Here is a 19,671-nt window from a genome sequence, read left to right on the forward strand (position 1 = left end):
CGCCACAGGGTCGTCCGCGCTCAGCCGTCCTCCCGGGACTCCCATACCAGCGCCAGCTCCACCCGGTTGCGGACACCGAGCTTCGCGTAGATCGAGCGCAGGTGGGTGTCGACGGTGTGGAACGAGACGAACAGGTCCCGGGCCGCCTCCTGCTTCGTCATGCCGACCGCGAGCAGTTCGGCCACCCGTACCTCGGCGGGCGTCAGCGCGGCCACGGCCGGACGGCGGGCCTCGTCGCCCGCCGGGCCGTCGTGCTCCCGTGTCCCGCCGGCACCCATCCGGGTGTACATCGCGTCGGCCTCGGCCAGCAGGTCGAACGTCTCGGCCGGCGGCAGCCCGGGCGAGCGCGCCAGGTCGTACAGCGCGTCGGCCAGGGCCGGCCGGGCGGAGGTGGTGCGCAGCAGCCGTACCGCCGCGCGCAGCGCCGCCGGATCGCCGGTCAGCAGCCCGTCGACCTGGTGCGCCACCCCGCGCCAGAGCGCGTTGTTCGTCGTCCCGGCGGCCCGCTTCAGGTGGTCGGCGAGGGTCTCGGCCCGCTGCCGGTCACCGAGCGCCAGGGCCGCGCGCACCAGTCGCGGGCCGTGGTGCGGCACCAGCAGCAGGGGAGCCACCGAGCGGTCCGGCACGGCGAAGGCGGCGCCCAGCAGCGCGGCGTGCCGGCCCGGTTCCGGGTCGCTGGCGGCGGCGCAGCCGAGCCGAAACCACTGCATCTCGTCCGGCCAGCCCACGGCGGGGCGTTCCCCGGCGAGCAGCTCCCGGGCCGCGGCCACCTCACCCCGGCGCAGCAGCACCTCCACGACCGTGGCGAGCAGGTCCACCCGGGCCTGCGCCGGCAGGGCGCCACCGCGTTCGGTAAGCGCGAGACGGGCCCGGACCTCGGCCTCGGCCAGCTCACCTGTGGTCAGCCGCAGGACGCAGTCCAGCGCGGTCACCAGCGGCTGCGCCACCGCACCGAGCGTGTCGATCTCCGTGGCCACGCTGTCGAGCGCGGTCGCCGCGTCGACGTACCGGCCGAGCGCGATCTGGTTCACCACCCGGTCGACGCGCAGGAAGATCGCCTGGGCGCGGGCGACGGGCTCGCCCGCGTCCACCTCCCGCAGGATCCGCGCGGCGCGGGGCAGGTCGCCGGTGGCGGTGGCCCGGGACGCATGCGCCAGGGCCAGCCGGATACCGCCGCCGGGGGAGGGGCTGCGCTCGTGGGCCCGCTCCGCCGCCGCCACCAGCTCGGCGGCGTCGGGGTGCCCGAACCGGGTCGCCTGCGACGCCAGCATGGTGAGCGTCCAGCTCCGCCCGGCGGCGTCCAGCTCCTGGTTGAGCGCCTGCCCGAGGTACGTCAGGGACAGCGAGGGACGCTGCGTCGCGTAGTAGGCGCCGAGCCGCCCGAGCAGCATCGCCCGCTGGCGTGGCCCGTACCTGTCGACCGCGACCTCCCGGTGCAGCATGCGCAGCGTCTCGTCCACCCGGCCGGCCAGGTAGAGGTTGTCGGCGACGTCGACCAGCCAGGCCAGGCGCTCGTCGGCCGGGCCGGGCGGGGGTGTGGCGAGCAGCAGATCCGCGGCGAGGCTCGGACCGACCGCCGCGTCGGCCGCCAGCCGGGCGGCCAGCGCCCGGGCGGACCGGCTCACCGCCGGGAGCACCAGGAGGAGCTGCCGGGCGGCCTGGGCGGGACGCCCGGCGTCGGCGAGCACCTCGGCTGCCGCTTCGCGCAGGCCCTGGCGCACCGAGGGCGGCGTGTCCCGCAGGACCTCGTCGCGCAGCGCGATCGAGGCCAGCCGCAGGCCGGCGGCGGTGTCGACGAGGAACCCGCGGGAGATCAGCTCCTCCACCGTCGCGCCGGCCGGCTCGTCCGGCGTGGTGCCGGTGCGGGTGGCCACCGCTTCGAGGAACCACAGACCGCAGGGGGCGTCCGCGACGGCGACGCCGCGCAGGACCCACCGCTGCGCGGTGGTCAGCGAGGAGGGTACGCCCGTGTGCATCTTGGGGCGGTTGGTCAACGGCGTCTCGGGCAACTGGCTCACCTTCGCAGGTGCTGAGGTTCGACCCGTTCACCGCGAGGTTAGCCAGGTCACGACCTGCCCATCCCCGAATCGGGGGACAAAGGTGAAAGCCGCCCGGTACCTAGATCATCCGGCGTCGGACCCGCCACACCACCACACCGATCAGGATCGCCGCGACGGCGAGGAACAGGGCCGCCTCGACGATCTGGAACGTCCAGAACCGGTCGGCCGGGTGGTAGACGCCGAACTGCTGGATGCCCCGTGCGTGCAGGAACTGGTTGAGGTTGGTGCCGGCCCGGTCGGCGGCGATCTCCAGCTCGGAGAACTCGGTGCCGCTCAGCCTGCGGCCGGCGGCGTCGGCGTAGCCGCGTTCGATGACCCAGTCGGCGACGCCGGGCGCGGGCCCGTGCCCCGCCCGGTCCGTCGAGCCGCCGACGGGCACCGGCCCCATGGTGGTGAGCGGCGTGGCGTACGCGGGCCGGGCCAGCAGCGCCACAGTCATCCGGGCGGCGAGGAACGCCCCGAACGCGACGCCGAACGCGGGCAGGCTGCGCCGCAGGATCGCCCCCGCGGCGGTGGCGACGCCGAACGCGAACAACGCGTACGCCACCGGAACGAGCCCTTCCAGGTCGAAGGCGTCGTACTGGAACCGCCCTTCCCACGCGTCGAACGGCTGACGGAACCAGGTGAGCACCGCGGTGAACATCCCGGTGAGCGCGACGGTGACGCCGGCCAGTGCCGCGAGCTTGGCCGCCAGCCAGCGCATCCGCGGTACGGCCTGCGTCCACGCGAGCTGCCAGGTGCCGTCCTCCAGTTCGCGCGCCAGCAGCGGCGCGCCGAGGAACGCGCCGATGACGACGGGAACCAGGTAGAAGGCCGCCAGGAGGTTCTCGACGTACCCGTACTCCTCGTCGAGCCGGCGGAAGGAGGCGGCGCAGGCCTCGTCGACACCGGCTCCTCCGGCACACCGGGCGGGACCGCCGGGGAACAGGTCGTGGGCCTGCGTCCCGAGTACGAGCAGGGCGGCGCCGAACAGTCCGACGAGCAGAGCCAGGACGCAGACCTCGGCCCGGTGCTGGCGCCAGATCACCCACGTCATGCCGCCACCTCCGACGTGACCGCGGCGCCGGGTTCGGACGGCCGCCGCAGGTACGCCAGCACCAGGTCCTCCAGCGCCACCGGCTGGGCCTGCCACCCGGGCGCGGCCGGGAGCCCGCCGTCGCGTACCAGCAGGGTCGTGTGCCGGTCGCTGTGGACGGCCTCCACGACCGCGCCGGCCCGGTCGAGGTCGTTCGTCGTTCGCGGGCCAACGAGCAGCCGGTGCTCGGCGAGGAGGGTGTCGATGTCACCGGTGAGCGTGACCCGGCCCTGGTTGAGCACGACGAGGTGGTCGCAGACGCGCTCCAGCTCGTGCACGACGTGGGAGGAGAACAGGACTGTCACCCCGCCCTCGGCCACCGCCCCCATGAGGACCTGCAGGAACTCGTGCCGGGCCAACGGGTCGAGGCTGGCCACCGGCTCGTCGAGGACGAGCAGGTCCGGCCGCTTCGCCAGGGCCAGGGCCAACGCGACCTGGGCCTGCTGGCCGCCGGAGAGCGTGCCGGCCCTGCGGTCGAGCGGGATGCCCAGCTTGGCCAACCGGCGTTCGGCCAGCCGCTGGTCGAACCGCCTGTTGCAGGCCCGGCCGAAGCGGAGCATCTCGGCGACGGTGAAGCGCTTGTACAGCGGGTGGTCCTGGGCCAGGAACCCGACCCGGGACAGCGTCTGCGGGGTGCTCGCGGTGACGTCCTGGCCGAGGACCTCCACCGTGCCGGTGCTGGGTGCCAGCAACCCGACGGCCAGGCGCAGCAGCGTGGTCTTGCCCGCGCCGTTCGGTCCGACCAGGGCGATCACCCCGCCCGTCGGCAGGGCCAGGGTGCAGTCGCGCAGCGCCCAGCCCTTCCGGTACCGCTTGCCCACACCGTCGGTGCGCAGCGCGAACCCGGTAGCTGTCACGCCACGTCCTCGTTTCTCGTCTGCCGGCGGACGGAGGTGAAGAGCGCGTCGACCGCCTGCTCGTCGAGGCCGGCCGCGTAGGCGCGGCGCAACCAGCTCTCCAGGCCGCGGCGCAGCGACGTGTACGTCGACGCCGACATCACGGCCGACTGCTGCGCGGTGACGAACGTGCCCTGGCCGGGCCGGCCGGTGACCAGGTTCTCCTGCTCCATCTGCCGGTACGCCTTGGCGACGGTGTTCGGGTTGATCGCCAGGTCCTCGACCACCTCGCGGATGAGCGGGAGGCGGTCACCGGGCTGGAGGAAGCCCAGCAGCACCGCTTGGCGGACCTGCTGGACGAGCTGTAGGTACGGCGGCACGCCGGAGTGGGTGTCGAGCCGGAAGACGAACACGGTGCTCCTCACTGCTTTACTAGTAACGTAGTAAAGCAGTGGGTCGGTGGTCAAGGACGCCGGCTCGCCCGGAAACGGAACGAGCCCGGCAGCCAAGGCGGCTGTCGGGCTCGTGAAGGTCTTCTGTGAGGTGCCCCCGGCAGGATTCGAACCTGCGCTCCCGCCTCCGGAGGGCGGTGCTCTATCCCCTGAGCTACGGGGGCTCAGCGACCCGAGAAGAGTAGCAAACCCCCTCCCGGATCACCGAATCGGTACCCCCGCGAGTCGATCTTCGTCGGATCAGGCCGCGACGACGGCGCGACCGCAGCTCGGCAGCGGGTGCAGCACGACCCGGCGGGGCAGCCGGCGGGGCCATTCGTTGCGCGGCCACGAGCCGTCCACGATCAGGTGCACGGTGCGTTCCTCGGCGCCGCTGAGCCGCAACACGAAGTCCCGGGGCAGCGGCGGGTCCACCGACGGCGTGGTCACCATGAACCGCACCCGTCCCCGGGAGGAGACCGCCGAGACCACGTCCGCGGCGGGCATCGTGCCGCGCAGGCGTACCCGGCCGATCCAGTAGACCTCCGCGGCGTGCTCCTGGGCCGCCCGCGTGATCGCCGGATACTCGCTGCGTACCCAGCGCTCGACCGCGCCGACGCACAGGCCGCAGGCCCGCTCGCGCGGCTCGCGCGGCCCCAGACCCCAGGCCCGGAGGTACGCCCCGACGGTGCCGGCCTCCATCGCCAGGCCGAACCGGCGCTCGATGAGGGCGGTCAGGCTCTGCCGTGTCCAGAGCTCCTCGTCGAGGCCGAACTCGTCGGGGTGGACCCCGCGGAGCACGTCGATGAGTTCGAGTTCCTGTTCGCGGCTGAGCGTTCCCGGCTCGCCCTGCCGCAGTCCGCGACGGACGGCTGCCACCGCTCCGTCACCGCCGATGGTGTGGCGTCGGCACCAGCTGGTCACCGACCGCCCTGCGTCTCTGAGTGCAACCCCCACGTCTTGGGCAACGAGCCCGAATCGCAACTGGTCACGATATGTGGGTAGAAAACTCTCCAACCCCCACAATGACCCGTTAACCCCAAACCGTTACAAACGCCCATACCGAACATTACGGACAGCCCGAAGCTTCCCCGCCCGAGATCTTGGTACGAAACCGCCCTCCCGAGGGCCCTTCCGTACCAAGATCCCCGAGCGCACGATCTCGCACCCGCGATCTTGCACTTTCAGCCCTCCCGTAACGGGGCGAATCCGGCATCCGGGGGGCCGCAAGTGCAAGATCGCCGGGCCGGGCCGGGGCGGGGCGGGGCCGGGGGGAGAGACGGTGAGGCCCGGTGCCCCTGGGAGGGGGACCGGGCCTCGGGGGTGAGCGGGGGCGGGGGGTGTTACGGGGTGCCGCCCAGGCGCTTCAGCGCCGCGCTCAGGTTGGTCAGGTCGTTCTGCTGGGTGTTCTTCATGATCTGTGCGACCGCCAGCACGTCGTCGTCGCGCCCCTCGTCGAGGATGCCGTCGATCATGTGCACCCCGCCGATGTGGTGGCGGATCATCATCTGAAGGAACAGCACGTCGAACTCGCGACCGCTCGCCGCGCGCAGCTTCGCCATCTCCTCCGGCGTCGCCATGCCCGGCATCAGGCCGTCCTTGATCAGCCCGCCGCCGTCCTTCATCCACGCCATCGGCGCCTGCTCGCCGGTCGGGTCCAGCTTCCAGGACCGCAGCCAGGTCTGCATGGTGCCGATCTCGCCCTGCTGGCCGGTGGCGATGTCCACGCCGACCTGGCGTACCTCAGAGTCCTGGCCCTGGTTGAACGCCAGCAGGCCCATCGCCACGGCCTGGTTGTGGTGGGCGGTCATGTCCCGGGCGAACCCGGCCTCCGCCGAGTTCTCACCCGGACGGGTGAGCGTCGGGGTGAGCAGGCCGCCCGCGTACCCGAGGACCAGCCCGACCACGAGCGCGGCGGCCACCGCCAGCAGGCCGTAGCGGCGCAGCGCGCCCCGGCCGCCCTGGTCGGCGGCCGGAGCCTCGTCCAGTTCGCTGTCGGTGGTCACCGGAGCGGTCATCGCGGCGTCCTCACTGAGTGGGCTGCTGGGGCATGTTGTTCTGCAGGTTGTCGCGCGGGGCGGTGCCGGTGGCGGTGACGCCCTGGTCGCAGAGCGCGTTCGGGCCCTCGATCGAGGCGTTCACCCGCAGGGTCTTGATGAAGTCGTCGATCCGGCCGTCGTCGGCGTTGTCGACCTTGAGCTGGTAGCCCCAGGCCTGGAGCGAGATCGGCTTGTCCAGCCCCTCGAACGGGCTGAGCATGAGCTTCTCCTTGCCCTGCACCTTGCTCTTGAGCTTCTCCACCTGGTCGGCGGGCAGGTCCGGGCGGTAGGTGATCCACACCGTGCCGTGCTCCAGGCTGTGCACCGCGTGCTCGTTGGCGATCGGGGCGTCGTAGACGTCACCCATGCAGTTCTGCCAGGCCTGGTTGTGCGGGCCACCGACCGGCGGGAGGACGTCGTACTTGATCGCGCCGGGCTGGTGGTTGCCGCCCTTGACCAGGTCCTTGTCCTTCGCACGGTAGTCGACGATGCCGTCGATCGCCTCGGCCCGCTTCTGCCACGGCTGGCCGCCCTGGTAGACCGCCCAGGCGCCGACGCCGATGATGCCCACGGCCAGGACGCCGACGGCGACGAAGAGGGCGATCGGGCCCCACGAACGGCCCTGGCTCACCTTCACCGGGGCGACCGGCTTGCGGCCCTTGCCCCCGGCGCCCTGCCGTGGCGTGCCCTTGCCGCCCCCGGCCTTGCCGGAGCCGGCCTTCGCGGCGGGCTTGTCGGCAGCCGCGGGCCGGCCGGCGGCCGGCTTCTTGCCGGTGCTGACCACGGTGGGACGGCGTTCCGGGCCGCCCGGGGTGCTGATGCTCATCGTGCCTCGTCAGGTCGGTCGGTCAGGGGGCGCGGGGCCGGTTCACATGCTGGGTCGCCTCCGCGGTGCCCGAGTCTACCCCCGATAACATGGATCAGTGACTCCCGCAGAACTCGCCGAGGTCGTCCTCGCCGCAGCCCACGCCGTCTTCGACGAGCGGGGACTGGACCGCGCCGCGCTGCCCGCGCAGACCACCGTCGAGCGACCCCGTAATCCCGATCACGGTGACTACGCCTCGACGCTGGCGCTCCAGCTCAGCAAGAAGGTCGGCGTACCCCCACGGGAGCTCGCGACAGCGCTGGCCGACGAACTGGCCAAGGCGCCCGGGATCAAGTCGGTGGAGATCGCCGGTCCCGGCTTCCTGAACGTCCGCCTGGACGCGGCCGCCGCCGGTCAGCTCGCCAAGGTCATCGTCGAGGCCGGTCCGGCGTACGGGCGCAGCGACACCCTCGCCGGCCAGCGGATCAACCTGGAGTTCGTCTCGGCGAACCCGACCGGCCCGGTGCACATCGGCGGGGTCCGCTGGGCGGCCGTCGGCGACGCGCTGAGCCGTCTGCTCCGCGCCACGGGCGCCGAGGTGGGCACGGAGTACTACTTCAACGACGCCGGCTCCCAGATCGACCGGTTCGCCCGCTCGCTGCTGGCCGCCGCGAAGGGCGAGCCCGCGCCGGAGGACGGCTACGGCGGCGCGTACATCGCGGAGATCGCCGCCGAGGTGGTCCGCCTGCGGCCGGATGTGCTGGACCTCACCGAGGACGCCGCCGAGGAGGTGTTCCGGACCGAGGGCGTCCAGCTGATGTTCGCCGAGATCAAGTCCTCGCTGCGCGACTTCGGTGTGGAGTTCGACACCTACTTCAACGAGAAGGACCTGCACGACCAGGGCGCGCTGGAGGCGGCGCTGGACCGGCTGCGGGAGCAGGGGCACGTCTTCGAGTCCGAGGGCGCGACCTGGCTGCGCACCACCGAGTTCGGCGACGACAAGGACCGGGTGCTGCGCAAGTCCAACGGCGAGTGGACGTACTTCGCCGCCGACTGCGCCTACTACCTGAACAAGCGGGAGCGCGGCTTCGACCGGGTCGTGATCATGCTCGGCGCGGACCACCACGGCTACATCGGCCGGATGAAGGCGATGTCCGCGTGCTTCGGCGACGACCCGGCGCGCAACCTGGAGATCCTCATCGGCCAGCTGGTCAACCTGGTCCGCGACGGCGCCCCGGTGCGGATGAGCAAGCGGGCCGGCACCGTGGTCACGCTGGAGGACCTGGTCGACGCGATCGGCGTCGACGCCGCCCGGTACGCGCTGGCCCGCTACTCGGCCGACTCGCCCATCGACATCGACGTGGAGCTGTGGACCCGGGCCAAGAACGACAACCCGGTCTACTACGTGCAGTACGTCGCGGCCCGTACCGCCGGGGTGGCCCGCAACGCGGCCGAGATCGGGCTGACCCGTGGCGACGCCGCCGCGTTCCAGCCGGAACTGCTCGGCCACGAGAAGGAGAACGAGCTGCTCAAGGCGCTCGCGGAGTTCCCCGCGGTGGTGGCCACGGCCGCCGAGCTGCGCGAGCCGCACCGGGTGGCGCGCTACCTGGAGGAGAGCGTCGCGCAGGCGTACCACCGGTTCTACGACAACTGCCGGATCGCCCCGCAGGGCGACGAGAAGATCACCGACACCCACCGGGCCCGGCTCTGGCTCAACGACGCCACCCGGGTGGTCATCGCCAACGGCCTGCACCTGCTCGGGGTGTCCGCGCCGGAGCGGATGTAGCGTGCGAGCGCGAGGAGTGAGCTTGCGAGCCCCGCAGTCGCGAAGCGGAGACGAGTAGAGATGCGGGCTCACGAGGCAGGCGCACTGCACGGCGAGATCGGCACCCGGGGGCCCGCGTGGCTCCGTACCCCGGTCGACGTCAACGCCCTGGTGCCGCAACTGTGGCCGCGCAACGTGGCGCGCGGCCCCGGCGGCGCGCTCACCGTCGCGGGCCTGGACGTCCGCGACCTGGCCGCCGAGTACGGCACCCCGGCGTACGTGCTGGACGAGGACGACCTGCGCGAGCGCTGCCGGGAGTTCCGGGCGGCCTTCCCGGACGCGGACGTCTACTACGCCGGCAAGGCGTTCCTGTGCCGCGCCGTGGTCCGGATGATCGCCGAGGAGGGCATGTTCCTCGACGTCTGCACCGGCGGTGAGCTGGCCACCGCGCTGTCGGCGGGGATGCCGCCGGAGCGGATCGGCTTCCACGGCAACAACAAGTCGGTGGCGGAGCTGACCCGGGCGGTCGACGCCGGCGTGGGCCGGATCATCGTCGACTCGTTCACCGAGATCGACCGGCTCTCGGAGCTGGCCCGCGAGCGCGGGGTACGCCCGAAGGTGCTGGTCCGGGTCACCGTCGGCGTGGAGGCGCACACCCACGAGTTCATCGCCACCGCCCACGAGGACCAGAAGTTCGGCTTCTCGCTCGCGGGCGGCGCCGCCGCGGCGGCCGCGTTCAAGATCCTCGACGAGGACGTGCTGGAGCTGCGCGGCCTGCACTCGCACATCGGCTCGCAGATCTTCGACGCCAGCGGCTTCGAGGTGTCCGCCCGCCGGGTGCTCGCCCTGCAGTCGCAGATCCGCGACGCGCGGGGCGTGGAGCTGCCCGAGCTGGACCTGGGCGGCGGTTTCGGCATCGCGTACACCACGCAGGACGACCCGGCGTCGCCGCACGACCTGGCGAAGCGCCTGCGCAAGATCGTCGACGGGGAGTGCGCGGCGGAGAACCTCGCCGTGCCGCACCTGTCGGTCGAGCCGGGCCGCGCGATCGTCGGCCCGGCCGTGTTCACGCTCTACGGCGTCGGGACCGTGAAAGACGTGGACGGCTTGCGGACGTACGTGAGCGTGGACGGGGGGATGAGCGACAACATCCGTACCGCGCTCTACGACGCGTCTTACTCGGCCACGCTGGCGAACCGCACGTCAACCGCACAGCCGATGCTCGCCCGCGTGGTGGGAAAGCATTGTGAGTCGGGGGACATCGTGGTGAAGGATGAATTCCTGCCCGCTGACGTGCAGCCCGGAGATCTTGTCGCGGTGCCCGGCACGGGGGCCTACTGCCGGAGCATGGCGAGCAACTACAACCATGTCCCGCGGCCCCCGGTCGTCGCCGTCCGCGAAGGTCGGGCGCGGCTGATCGTCCGCCGGGAGACCGAAGACGACCTGCTGGCATTGGATGTGGGATGACCTCACCGGTTCGCTTGGCGCTGCTCGGCTGCGGCACTGTCGGCAGCGACGTGGTCCGGCTGCTGCACGAGCAGTCGGCCGACCTCGCCGCCCGGATCGGCGCCCCGCTGGAGATCGCCGGGATCGCCGTACGCCGGATCGGCCGTGACCGCGGCGACCTGCCCGTCGACCCGGCGCTGTTCACCACCGACGCGCTCGGGCTGATCAAGCGCGACGACGTGGACGTGGTGGTCGAGGTGGTCGGCGGCATCGAGCCGGCCCGGGGCTGGCTGGTCGAGGCGCTGCGCGCGGGCAAGAGCGTGGTGACCGCCAACAAGGCGCTGCTCGCCGAGGACGGCGCCACACTGCACGACGCCGCCGCCGAGGGTGGCGCCGACCTCTACTACGAGGCGAGCGTCGCCGGGGCCATCCCGCTGCTGCGCCCGCTGCGCGAGTCGCTGCACGGCGACCGGATCACCCGGGTCACCGGCATCGTGAACGGCACCACGAACTTCATCCTCTCCGCGATGGACGCCACCGGCGCCGGGTTCGCCGAGGCGCTGGAGGAGGCCACCGAGCTGGGGTACGCCGAGGCCGACCCGACGGCCGACGTGGAGGGCTTCGACGCGGCGGCCAAGGCCGCCATCCTCGCCTCGCTGGCGTTCCACACCCGGGTGACCGCCGCCGACGTGCACCGGGAGGGCATCACCGAGGTGACCGCCGCCGACGTGGCCAGCGCCAAGGCCATGGGCTGCACGATCAAACTGCTCTGCATCGCGGCCCGGGGCGCCGACCCGGACGGCCGGGAGACGGTGAACGTCCGGGTGCACCCGGCGATGATCCCGCTGACGCACCCGCTCGCGAGCGTCGGCGACGCGTTCAACGCGGTGTTCGTCGAGGCCGACGCGGCCGGGCAGCTCATGTTCTACGGCCGGGGCGCCGGTGGCGCGCCGACCGCGAGCGCGGTGCTCGGCGACGTGGTGGCGGTGGCCCGCAACCGTCTCGCCGGGGTGCGCGCGGCGAGCGAGTCGGCGTACGCGGACCTGTCGGTGCGGCCGATGGGCGAGGCGCTCACCCGCTACCACATCAGCCTCGACGTGGCCGACCGGCCGGGTGTGCTGGCCGGGGTGGCGGGCGTCTTCGCCCGGCACGAGGTGTCCATCGCCACCGTCCGTCAGGGCCCGGCCGGCGGTGACGCGGAACTCGTCATCGTCACCCACGTCGCGCCCGACGCCGCGCTCGCGGCCACCGTTCGTGAGCTGCGCGGACTCGACATCGTCAGGTCGGTGACGAGTGTGCTGCGGGTGGAGGGCGGCGCGTAACCCACGCGTCCCGCCTGATGGTTAGGACAGGGTGTGCCGGTGGCCGGCCGGGCAGGCTGGTCCACGCTGTTGGCAGGCCCCGGAGCGGGGCGACAGAGGCGAGGAGCACGACATGTGGCGGGGACTGATCGAGGCGTACCGGGATCGGCTGCCGGTCACCGAGGCGACTCCCGTCGTCACCCTGCACGAGGGCAACACGCCGCTGCTGCCGGCGCCGGTGCTCTCCGCCCGGGTCGGCGCGGACGTGTGGCTCAAGGTCGAGGGCGCCAACCCGACCGGCTCGTTCAAGGACCGGGGCATGACGGTCGCCGTCTCCAAGGCCGTCGAGGCCGGCGACAAGGCGATCATCTGCGCCTCCACGGGCAACACCAGCGCCTCCGCCGCCGCGTACGCGGCCCGCGCCGGGATCACCTGCGCGGTGCTGGTGCCGCAGGGCAAGATCGCGCTGGGCAAGCTGGCCCAGGCGCTCGTGCACGGCGCGAAGCTGCTCCAGGTGCAGGGCAACTTCGACGACTGCCTCGGGCTGGCCGGCAAGCTCGCCCAGGACTACCCGGTCGCGCTGGTCAACTCCGTCAACATCGACCGGCTGCACGGGCAGAAGACCGCCGCCTTCGAGATCGTCGAGGCGCTCGGCGACGCGCCCGACATCCACTGCCTGCCGGTCGGCAACGCCGGCAACATCACCGCGTACTGGATGGGCTACTCCGAGGACCTGCGCGACGGCAACGCCACGAAGGCCCCCCGGATGTACGGCTTCCAGGCGGCCGGCGCGGCCCCGATCGTCACCGGTCAGGTGGTGCCGGAGCCGTCGACGATCGCCACCGCCATCCGGATCGGCAACCCGGCGAGCTGGACGAAGGCCCTTGACGCGCGGGACGCCTCCGGCGGCCTGATCTCGGCGGTCACCGACCGGGAGATCCTGTCGGCGTACCGGCTGCTGGCCCGCGAGGTGGGCGTCTTCGTCGAGCTGGGCAGCGCGGCGAGCGTCGCCGGTCTGCTCCAGCAGGCCGCCGCCGGCAAGGTGCCGGCCGGGTCGCGGGTGGTGTGCACGGTCACGGGGCACGGCCTGAAGGACCCGGAGTGGGCCATCTCGACCGCGCCGGCGCCGGTGACCATCGCCAACGACGCGCTGGCCGCCGCCCGCTCCCTCGACCTCGTCTGAGGGTTCCCGCTTCGTCGGCAGTGTCATCGGCTGGGGCGGATGCCGGGAGTGTCGGGGCGTGGGGCAGACTCAGACACCCCCCGCCGGACACCTCTCCCAGGAGTGAGTAACGCCGATGTCGCTGCTCGCCAGATTCAGCCTCGCCAACCGTGGGCTGATCGCCCTCGTCGCGTTGGTGACGACGGCCTTCGGCCTGTTCGCCGTGCCGTCGCTGAAGCAGCAGCTCCTGCCGTCGCTGGAGTTTCCCGCCGCGTTCATCGTGGCGACGTACCCGGGCGCCGCGCCGGAGATCGTGGAATCCCAGGTCACCGAACCGATCGAGAACAGCCTCAAGGGCATCCCGGGCCTCGACGAGGTCACCTCGACCTCGCGCGAGGGCGCCGCCACGATCCAGGTGCAGTACGAGTTCGGTACCGACCTGGACGACGTCGTCAACGAGATGGAGACCGCGCTCAACCGGATCGACTCCCAGCTCCCCGAGGGCGTCGACCCGCAGGTGATCGCCGGTAGCACCGACGACCTGCCCGCCGTGGTGGTCGCCGCGACCGGTGACGGCGACGAGCGGGCGCTGGCGGAGAAGCTGCGCAGCGCCGTCGTACCGGAGCTGGAGGCGCTGGACGGCGTCCGCTCGGTGGACGTCACCGGCGCCCGGAACCAGATCGTGACCGTCACACCGGACCCGGTGAAGCTGGCCGCCGCCAAGGTGGCGCCCACCGCCATCGCGTCGGCGCTCAAGAGCAACGGCGTGGCGGTGCCGGCCGGTGCGCTCGCCGAGGGAGACCGGTCGCTGCCGGTTCAGGTGGGCACGCCGATCCGGACGCTCGACGACCTGCGCGGCATCGTGCTCACCACGGCTCCCGCCGCCCCGGTACGCCTGGGCGACGTGGCAGCGGTGGAGCAGCAGCTCGCCCCGGCGACCTCGCTGACCCGTACCAACGGCAAGCCCAGCCTGGGCATCGCGGTGACGGCCGCCCCGGACGGCAACGCGGTGGAGATCTCGCACGAGATCCGGGACCGGCTGGACGAGCTGGGCGACGCCGCGGGCGCCGAGCTGACTGTGGTGTTCGACCAGGCCCCGTTCGTCGAGAAGTCCATCGAGAGCCTGACCACCGAGGGCCTGCTGGGCCTGGTCATGGCGGTCGTGGTGATCCTGGTGTTCCTGCTGTCGGTGCGCTCCACGGTGGTCACCGCGGTGTCCATCCCGCTGTCCGTGCTGGTCGCGCTGATCGTGCTCTGGTCCGGCGACTACTCGCTGAACCTGCTCACCCTCGGCGCGCTGACCATCGCGGTCGGGCGGGTGGTGGACGACTCCATCGTGGTGCTGGAGAACATCAAACGCCATCTGGAGTACGGCGAACCGAAGCGTGACGCGATCCTCACCGCGGTCCGCGAGGTGGCCGGCGCGGTGACCGCGTCCACGCTCACCACAGTCGCCGTGTTCGCCCCGATCGCCCTGGTGGGCGGCTTCGTCGGGCAGCTGTTCGCCCCGTTCGCGATCACCGTGACGGTGGCGCTGCTCGCCTCGCTGCTGGTGTCGCTCACAGTCATCCCGGTGCTGGCGTACTGGTTCCTGCGGCCGCGCGGCGCCGCCGGCGACGCCGCCGCCCGGCGCGCCGCCGAGGAGAAGGAGCTGCGCAACCCGCTGCAGCGGGCGTACCTGCCGGTGATCGACTTCGCCACCCGCTCGCGGAAGACCCGCTGGGCCACCGTGGGTCTCGGCCTGCTCGTGCTGCTCGGCACGTTCGGCCTGGCGCAGAAGCTGGAGACGAACTTCCTGGACGACTCCGGCCAGGACACGCTCGCCATCCGGCAGGAGATGCCGGCCGGCACCTCGCTCGCCGGCACCGACCGGGCCGCCGCCCGGGTCGAGGAGGTGCTGCGGCGTACGCCGGGGGTGGAGACCTACCAGGTCAGCGCCGGTGGCGGGGACAACCCGTTCGCCGGCGGCGGAAGCGACCGGGCCACCTGGTCGCTGTCGCTCTCCGACGACACCGACGCCGCGACGGTACGGCAGGGCCTGCGCAAGGAGTTCGACGCGCTCGGCCCGGAGGTGGGCGAGCTGACGTTCGGCGGCGGGCAGAACACCTCGGCCAACGAGGTCGAGGTGGTCGTGCAGGCCACCGACCAGGAGACGCTGGTCCGGGCGGCCGAGGCGGTACGCGGCGCGATGGCGGGCACGCCGGGCGTGGAGGACGTCACCAGCAGCCTGGCCACGCAGGTGCCGCGCGTCGAGGTGACTGTGGACCGGCTGGCCGCGGCCCGTGCGGGTCTCACCGAGGCGGCCGTCGGGCAGCTCGTCGCGCAGACGTACCGGGGAGCGCCGCTCGGGCAGGTGACGCTCGACGGCACGGCGCAGAACGTGGTGCTGAGCAGCGGCGCCCAGCCGCCGCTGACCGTGGCGGAGCTGCGGGCGCTGCGCGTGGGCGCGGTGCCGCTGGACGCGATCGCCGAGGTCGAGCAGGTGGACGGCCCGCAGCAGGTGACCCGGATCGACGGGGAGCGCAGCGTCTCGGTGACCGGCACGGCGACCGGCTCGAACCTCGGCGCCACCACGCAGGAGCTGCAGGAGCGGCTGGACGCGCTGGACGTGCCGGGTGCCACGTACGTGATCGGCGGCGTGAGCGCCGACCAGGCGGACGCGTTCGCGGACCTCGGTCTCGCGGTGCTGGCCGCCATCGCGATCGTCTTCCTGATCATGGTGGCCACGTTCCGCAGTCTGACCCAGGCGCTGATCCTGCTGATCTCGGTGCCGTTCGCCGCGACCGGCGCGATCGGGTTGCTGCTGGTCACCGGCACGCCGCTGGGCGTGCCGGCGCTGATCGGTGTGCTCATGCTCGTCGGCATCGTGGTGACGAACGCGATCGTGCTGATGGACCTGATCAACCAGTACCGGGCCCAGGGCATGGACGTGACCGAGGCGGTGGTCGAGGGCGGCCGGCGCCGGCTGCGGCCGATCCTGATGACCGCCGTGGCGACCATCTTCGCGTTGCTGCCGATGGCGCTCGGCCTGACCGGCGAGGGCGGCTTCATCTCCAAGCCGCTGGCGATCGTGGTGATCGGCGGCCTGCTCAGCTCGACGCTGCTGACGCTGGTGCTGGTGCCGACGCTCTACACCATGGTCGAGCACACCAAGGGCTCGTTCCGGAACCGGCGCCGGGGCGCTGCGGAGCCGGTCGAGCCGCAGCCGGAGCCGGACCCGGTGCCGGTGCCGGTCGGCGGCGGGGACCGCGCCGAGGAGCGGGCCGAGGTCGCGCCGCCGCCGGCCCGCCCGTCGGGCGCGCTCGTCGACGGCACCGACCAGTTCGAGGTGCTGCGCCTGCCCAAGAGCCGCCAGTCGCCGATTCCGCCCGCCGAGTGATGGTGCCGGGAGGGGCCCGCCCGGGCCCCTCCCGGCACCTCGGCACGCGGGACACACCAGAACCGCACCGAACGGTACGCTCAGTGAGCTGCTGCCTACTTTCGGTTCGGAGGCGTGATGGCGGGGGGTGCGGGCCGGTGGGATCGGCGTACCGTGCTGCGCCGCTCCGCGCTGCTGCTCGGCGGGGCCGTGGCGGGCTCCGTCGCGACAGTCGAGAGCACCTGGGTGGCCGACCGCAGACTCCCCATCTCCGGCGGGCCGGCCAGCGCGACGCTCGGCAGCCGCCACCAGGACGTCGGCACCGGCGGGGTGCAGGTCGTCTGGGGCGTACGCACCGAGGAACCCCTGGTGGCGCTCACCTTCGACGACGGCCCCCGCCCACAGTGGACCCCGATGGTGCTCGACACGCTCGCCGAGCACCGGGTGCCGGCCACCTTCTTCCTGGTCGGTGAGCGGGCCCGCGAACACGCCGCGCTGGTCCGGGGCCGGATGGCCGCCCACGAGGTCGGCAACCACAGCTGGGCGCACCGCGACCTGGCCCGGATGGACGCCGCGACGGTCTACGACGACCTGCGCCGCAGCCACGACGCGATCACCGCGGCCACCGGTTCGGCGCCCCGGCTGCTCCGCCCGCCCTGGGGGCACCTCGGCGGCTCGGTGCTGTACGCGTCGGCCCGGCTCGGCTACCGCCTGGTGCTCTGGACGCTCCAGATGGTCGAGGGCGAGTTCCCGCACGACCCGGCCGGGCACGCCCGGCGGATCGTCGCCGACGTGCGCCCCGGAACGATAGTGCTCGGCCACGACGTCGGCACCGGCCGCCGGCTCGTCGCGCTCCGCGGCCTGCCCGACATGATCAATGGGCTGCGGGCCCGGGGCTACACCTTCGTGACGGTCTCCGACCTGCTGCGCCGCGCTGCCGCCACCGGAGCGGCCGGATAAGGTGCCCGCGTGTCACCCACCCTCTCGGTCCTGGTCCGCAACCGCGACTTCCGTCATCTGTTCCTCGCCGAGCTGGTGGTCTTCGGCGCGGACTGGTTCGTCATGGTGCCGCTGCTGGTGCTGCTGCCCGACCTGACCGGCAGCGGCGTGTGGGGCGCGCTGGTGCTGGCGGTGGACACCGGGACGACCGCGTTGCTGCTGCCGTACGCCGGAACGATCGCCGACCGGTTCGACCGCCGCACGGTGATGATGGTGGCCAACGTGGGCGCGCTCGCGGGGGTACTGCTGCTGCTTGGCGTGCGCAGCGCCGGTACGGCCTGGCTGGCGCTGGCGGCGATCGCGGTGGTGGCGGTGGCGAAGGCGTTCTACTCGCCGGCCGCCCAGGCCGCGCTGCCCAACGTGGTGGACCCGGAGGACCTGGCCGCCGGCAACGCGGTCGCCGGCTCGGCCTGGGGCACGATGACCGTGGTCGGCGCCTCGCTCGGCGGCATCCTGAGCGCCGTCGCCGGCCCGTACGCCAGCTTCTGGGTGGCCGCCGTCGGCCTGGTCGCCGCCGCGGGCCTGGCCGCGCTGATCCGCCGCCCGTTGCAGGCGCCGCGCGACCCGGCGGCGCCGGTGCCCCGCACCTGGGCGGCGATCCGGGAGGCGTTGCGCTACATCGCCCACCGCCCGCGCGTGCTGGCGCTGGTGACGGTCAAGTCGGCGGTCGGCCTGGGCAACGGTGTGCTGACCGTCTTCCCGCTCCTGGCCGGCGTGTACGGGGTCGGCGCGGTCGGCGCCGGACTGCTCTTCGCCGCCCGCGGCGCCGGGGCCCTGGTCGGCCCGATCATGATGCGCCGGGTGCTCAGCAACCGGGCCTGGCTGCTCACCGGCCTGGCGCTGTCCATGTCGACGTACGGCCTGGCCTACCTGGGCGCCTCGATGGTGACCTGGTTCCCGCTGGTGCTGGTCCTGGTGTTCCTGGCCCACCTGGGCGGCGGCAGCAACTGGGTGCTGTCCAACTACGCCCTGCAGGGCGAGGTGCCGGACCGCCTCCGCGGCCGGGTCTTCGCCACCGACATGATGCTGGCGACGCTCGCCATCGCGGTGAGCCAGCTGGTGGTGGCGCTCGTGGTGGACCGGGTGGACGAGCGCACCGTGCTGGCCGGCTGCGGCCTGGTCACCGTCGTGTACGCGATCGGCTGGCGGTTCGCCACCCGCCGGCTCTCGCTCACCGACCCGGTCGACACGCCGACCCCGGAGCGCACCGGCTGACACGCCGGTCCCACGCACCGGGCGGTCCGGCCGGGCTGTCGGTGCAACGTCCTAGCATGAGCCGGTGCCGACCACTTTCACCCCCGGCCCGGTGCGGGTCCGGGTGCCCGCGACCAGCGCCAACCTGGGTCCCGGCTTCGACGCGCTCGGGCTGGCCCTGGGCCGCCACGACGACGTCACGGCCGAGGTGACGGACGGCGGCGTACGGGTGTCGGTCACCGGCGAGGGCGCCGGGGAGCTGCCGTCGGACGAGCGGCACCTGATCGTCACCGCCATGCGGGCCACCTTCGACGCGCTCGGCGCGCAGCCGACCGGCCTGGCGCTGGAGTGCGTCAACCGCATCCCGCAGGCCCGCGGGCTCGGCTCGTCGTCGGCGGCGATCGTGGCCGGGGTGCTGGCGGCCCGCGCGCTGGTTGCAGGCGGCGACCGGCGGATGGACGACGACGCCGCGCTGCGCCTGGCAGCCGAGCTGGAGGGGCATCCGGACAACGTCGCGCCCTGTCTGCTCGGCGGCTTCACCATCGCCTGGACGGAGCCGGGCGGCGCGCGGGCGGTCTCGCTGCCGGTGGCGCCGGCCGTGCGCCCGACCGTCTTCGTGCCCGCCGAGCGAGGCCTGACCTCGGTGGCCCGGGCGGCGCTGCCGGCCACCGTGCCGCACGCCGACGCGGCGCTCAACGCGGGCCGGGCGGCCCTGCTGGTGCACGCGCTGACCGCCGATCCCGCGCTGCTGCTGCCCGCCACCGTCGACCGACTGCACCAGGACCAGCGGGCCCCGGGGATGCCGGCCACGGCGGGGCTGGTCGGTGCGCTGCGCGAGGTGGGTGTGGCGGCTGTGGTAAGTGGGGCGGGTCCGACGGTGCTGGCGCTCTCCGAGGTCCCGGCGGAATTCGAGGTGGGAACAGATTGGCGCCGGTGGGAGTTGCCGATAGATGTCAGCGGTGCCCGGGTCATCCGGGGTAGACTTTGACACGCCGAGCGGGGCCCTGTTGCCGCAGGTCGGACGAGGCGATTACGCTCTAGACCTAGCACAGCCGCGAAGCATGCGATCTTCCTGCGGTTCGGCGCACCCCCGAAGCTCTCGGCGGTAGCCCGTCACCCCTGCTCAAGGCCCACGCCGCACCGCAGTTTCCACAGGTCGCCGCAGACGGCGAGACCTGCTCACCGATGGTGGTGAGTCGG

At 73.0% G+C, this 19,671-nt stretch carries 15 protein-coding genes and 1 tRNA gene; 8 read left to right on the forward strand and 8 right to left on the reverse strand.

From position 1 onward, the window contains the following. Positions 1-20 precede the first annotated feature (20 nt). From O7604_RS14550 to O7604_RS14585, 8 genes are all read right to left on the reverse strand, one after another. Positions 21-2,018, reverse strand: coding sequence for a helix-turn-helix transcriptional regulator (locus O7604_RS14550; protein ID WP_281579871.1), 1,998 nt, complete (start codon positions 2,016-2,018; stop codon positions 21-23). Between the two features lie 100 nt (positions 2,019-2,118). Continuing rightward, positions 2,119-3,096 carry an ABC transporter permease subunit gene (locus O7604_RS14555; RefSeq protein ID WP_269704324.1) on the reverse strand — a complete coding sequence of 326 codons (978 nt, stop codon included), beginning with the start codon at positions 3,094-3,096 and terminating at the stop codon, positions 2,119-2,121. Continuing rightward, positions 3,093-3,992, reverse strand: coding sequence for an ABC transporter ATP-binding protein (locus O7604_RS14560; protein WP_269704326.1), 900 nt, complete (start codon positions 3,990-3,992; stop codon positions 3,093-3,095). Before O7604_RS14560 ends, O7604_RS14555 begins: the two co-directional genes overlap by 4 nt. Further along, positions 3,989-4,384 carry a GntR family transcriptional regulator gene (locus O7604_RS14565; protein WP_269707009.1) on the reverse strand — a complete coding sequence of 132 codons (396 nt, stop codon included), beginning with the start codon at positions 4,382-4,384 and terminating at the stop codon, positions 3,989-3,991. Before O7604_RS14565 ends, O7604_RS14560 begins: the two co-directional genes overlap by 4 nt. A gap of 131 nt (positions 4,385-4,515) precedes the next feature. Further along, positions 4,516-4,587, reverse strand: a tRNA-Arg gene (locus tag O7604_RS14570). Positions 4,588-4,663: 76 nt separating this feature from the next. Next, on the reverse strand, positions 4,664-5,359 hold the full coding sequence (locus O7604_RS14575; RefSeq protein WP_269704328.1) for a winged helix-turn-helix domain-containing protein: 696 nt from the start codon (positions 5,357-5,359) through the stop codon (positions 4,664-4,666). A 386-nt stretch (positions 5,360-5,745) separates the two neighbouring features. Further along, entirely contained in the window at positions 5,746-6,420 is a 675-nt protein-coding gene (locus O7604_RS14580) for a DUF305 domain-containing protein (protein ID WP_281579872.1), read from the reverse strand. 10 nt (positions 6,421-6,430) lie between these two features. Further along, positions 6,431-7,267: a DUF3105 domain-containing protein gene (locus tag O7604_RS14585; protein WP_269704332.1), complete on the reverse strand. Its 837-nt coding sequence runs from the start codon at positions 7,265-7,267 to the stop codon at positions 6,431-6,433. A gap of 97 nt (positions 7,268-7,364) precedes the next feature. Here O7604_RS14585 and argS point away from each other — a divergent pair, with 97 nt between their 5' ends. The 8 genes from argS (at position 7,365) to thrB (ending at position 19,459) form a co-directional block, all read left to right on the forward strand. Continuing rightward, the gene (gene argS, locus O7604_RS14590) at positions 7,365-9,032 is read left to right on the forward strand and encodes an arginine--tRNA ligase (RefSeq protein WP_269704334.1); all 1,668 of its coding nucleotides are present in this window, start codon (positions 7,365-7,367) and stop codon (positions 9,030-9,032) included. A 60-nt stretch (positions 9,033-9,092) separates the two neighbouring features. Next, positions 9,093-10,478: a diaminopimelate decarboxylase gene (gene lysA / locus O7604_RS14595; RefSeq protein WP_281579873.1), complete on the forward strand. Its 1,386-nt coding sequence runs from the start codon at positions 9,093-9,095 to the stop codon at positions 10,476-10,478. Next, entirely contained in the window at positions 10,475-11,779 is a 1,305-nt protein-coding gene (locus O7604_RS14600; RefSeq protein WP_128136665.1) for a homoserine dehydrogenase, read from the forward strand. The genes lysA and O7604_RS14600 overlap by 4 nt, the downstream gene beginning before the upstream one ends. Before the next feature lie 112 nt (positions 11,780-11,891). Further along, positions 11,892-12,941, forward strand: a complete 1,050-nt coding sequence (gene thrC / locus O7604_RS14605; protein WP_269704338.1) for a threonine synthase — start codon at positions 11,892-11,894, stop codon at positions 12,939-12,941. Between the two features lie 115 nt (positions 12,942-13,056). Next, positions 13,057-16,299, forward strand: coding sequence for an efflux RND transporter permease subunit (locus O7604_RS14610; protein WP_281579874.1), 3,243 nt, complete (start codon positions 13,057-13,059; stop codon positions 16,297-16,299). Between the two features lie 117 nt (positions 16,300-16,416). Further along, entirely contained in the window at positions 16,417-17,238 is an 822-nt protein-coding gene (locus O7604_RS14615; protein WP_269704341.1) for a polysaccharide deacetylase family protein, read from the forward strand. A gap of 9 nt (positions 17,239-17,247) precedes the next feature. After that, positions 17,248-18,492 carry an MFS transporter gene (locus O7604_RS14620; RefSeq protein ID WP_281579875.1) on the forward strand — a complete coding sequence of 415 codons (1,245 nt, stop codon included), beginning with the start codon at positions 17,248-17,250 and terminating at the stop codon, positions 18,490-18,492. A gap of 64 nt (positions 18,493-18,556) precedes the next feature. Then, a complete protein-coding gene (thrB, locus tag O7604_RS14625; RefSeq protein WP_281579876.1) occupies positions 18,557-19,459 on the forward strand; it encodes a homoserine kinase in 903 nt (300 codons plus the stop codon). The last annotated feature ends 212 nt before the right edge of the window (positions 19,460-19,671 follow it).

Origin of the sequence: Micromonospora sp. WMMA1947 (assembly GCF_027497355.1) — a bacterium.
Lineage (GTDB): Bacteria > Actinomycetota > Actinomycetes > Mycobacteriales > Micromonosporaceae > Micromonospora.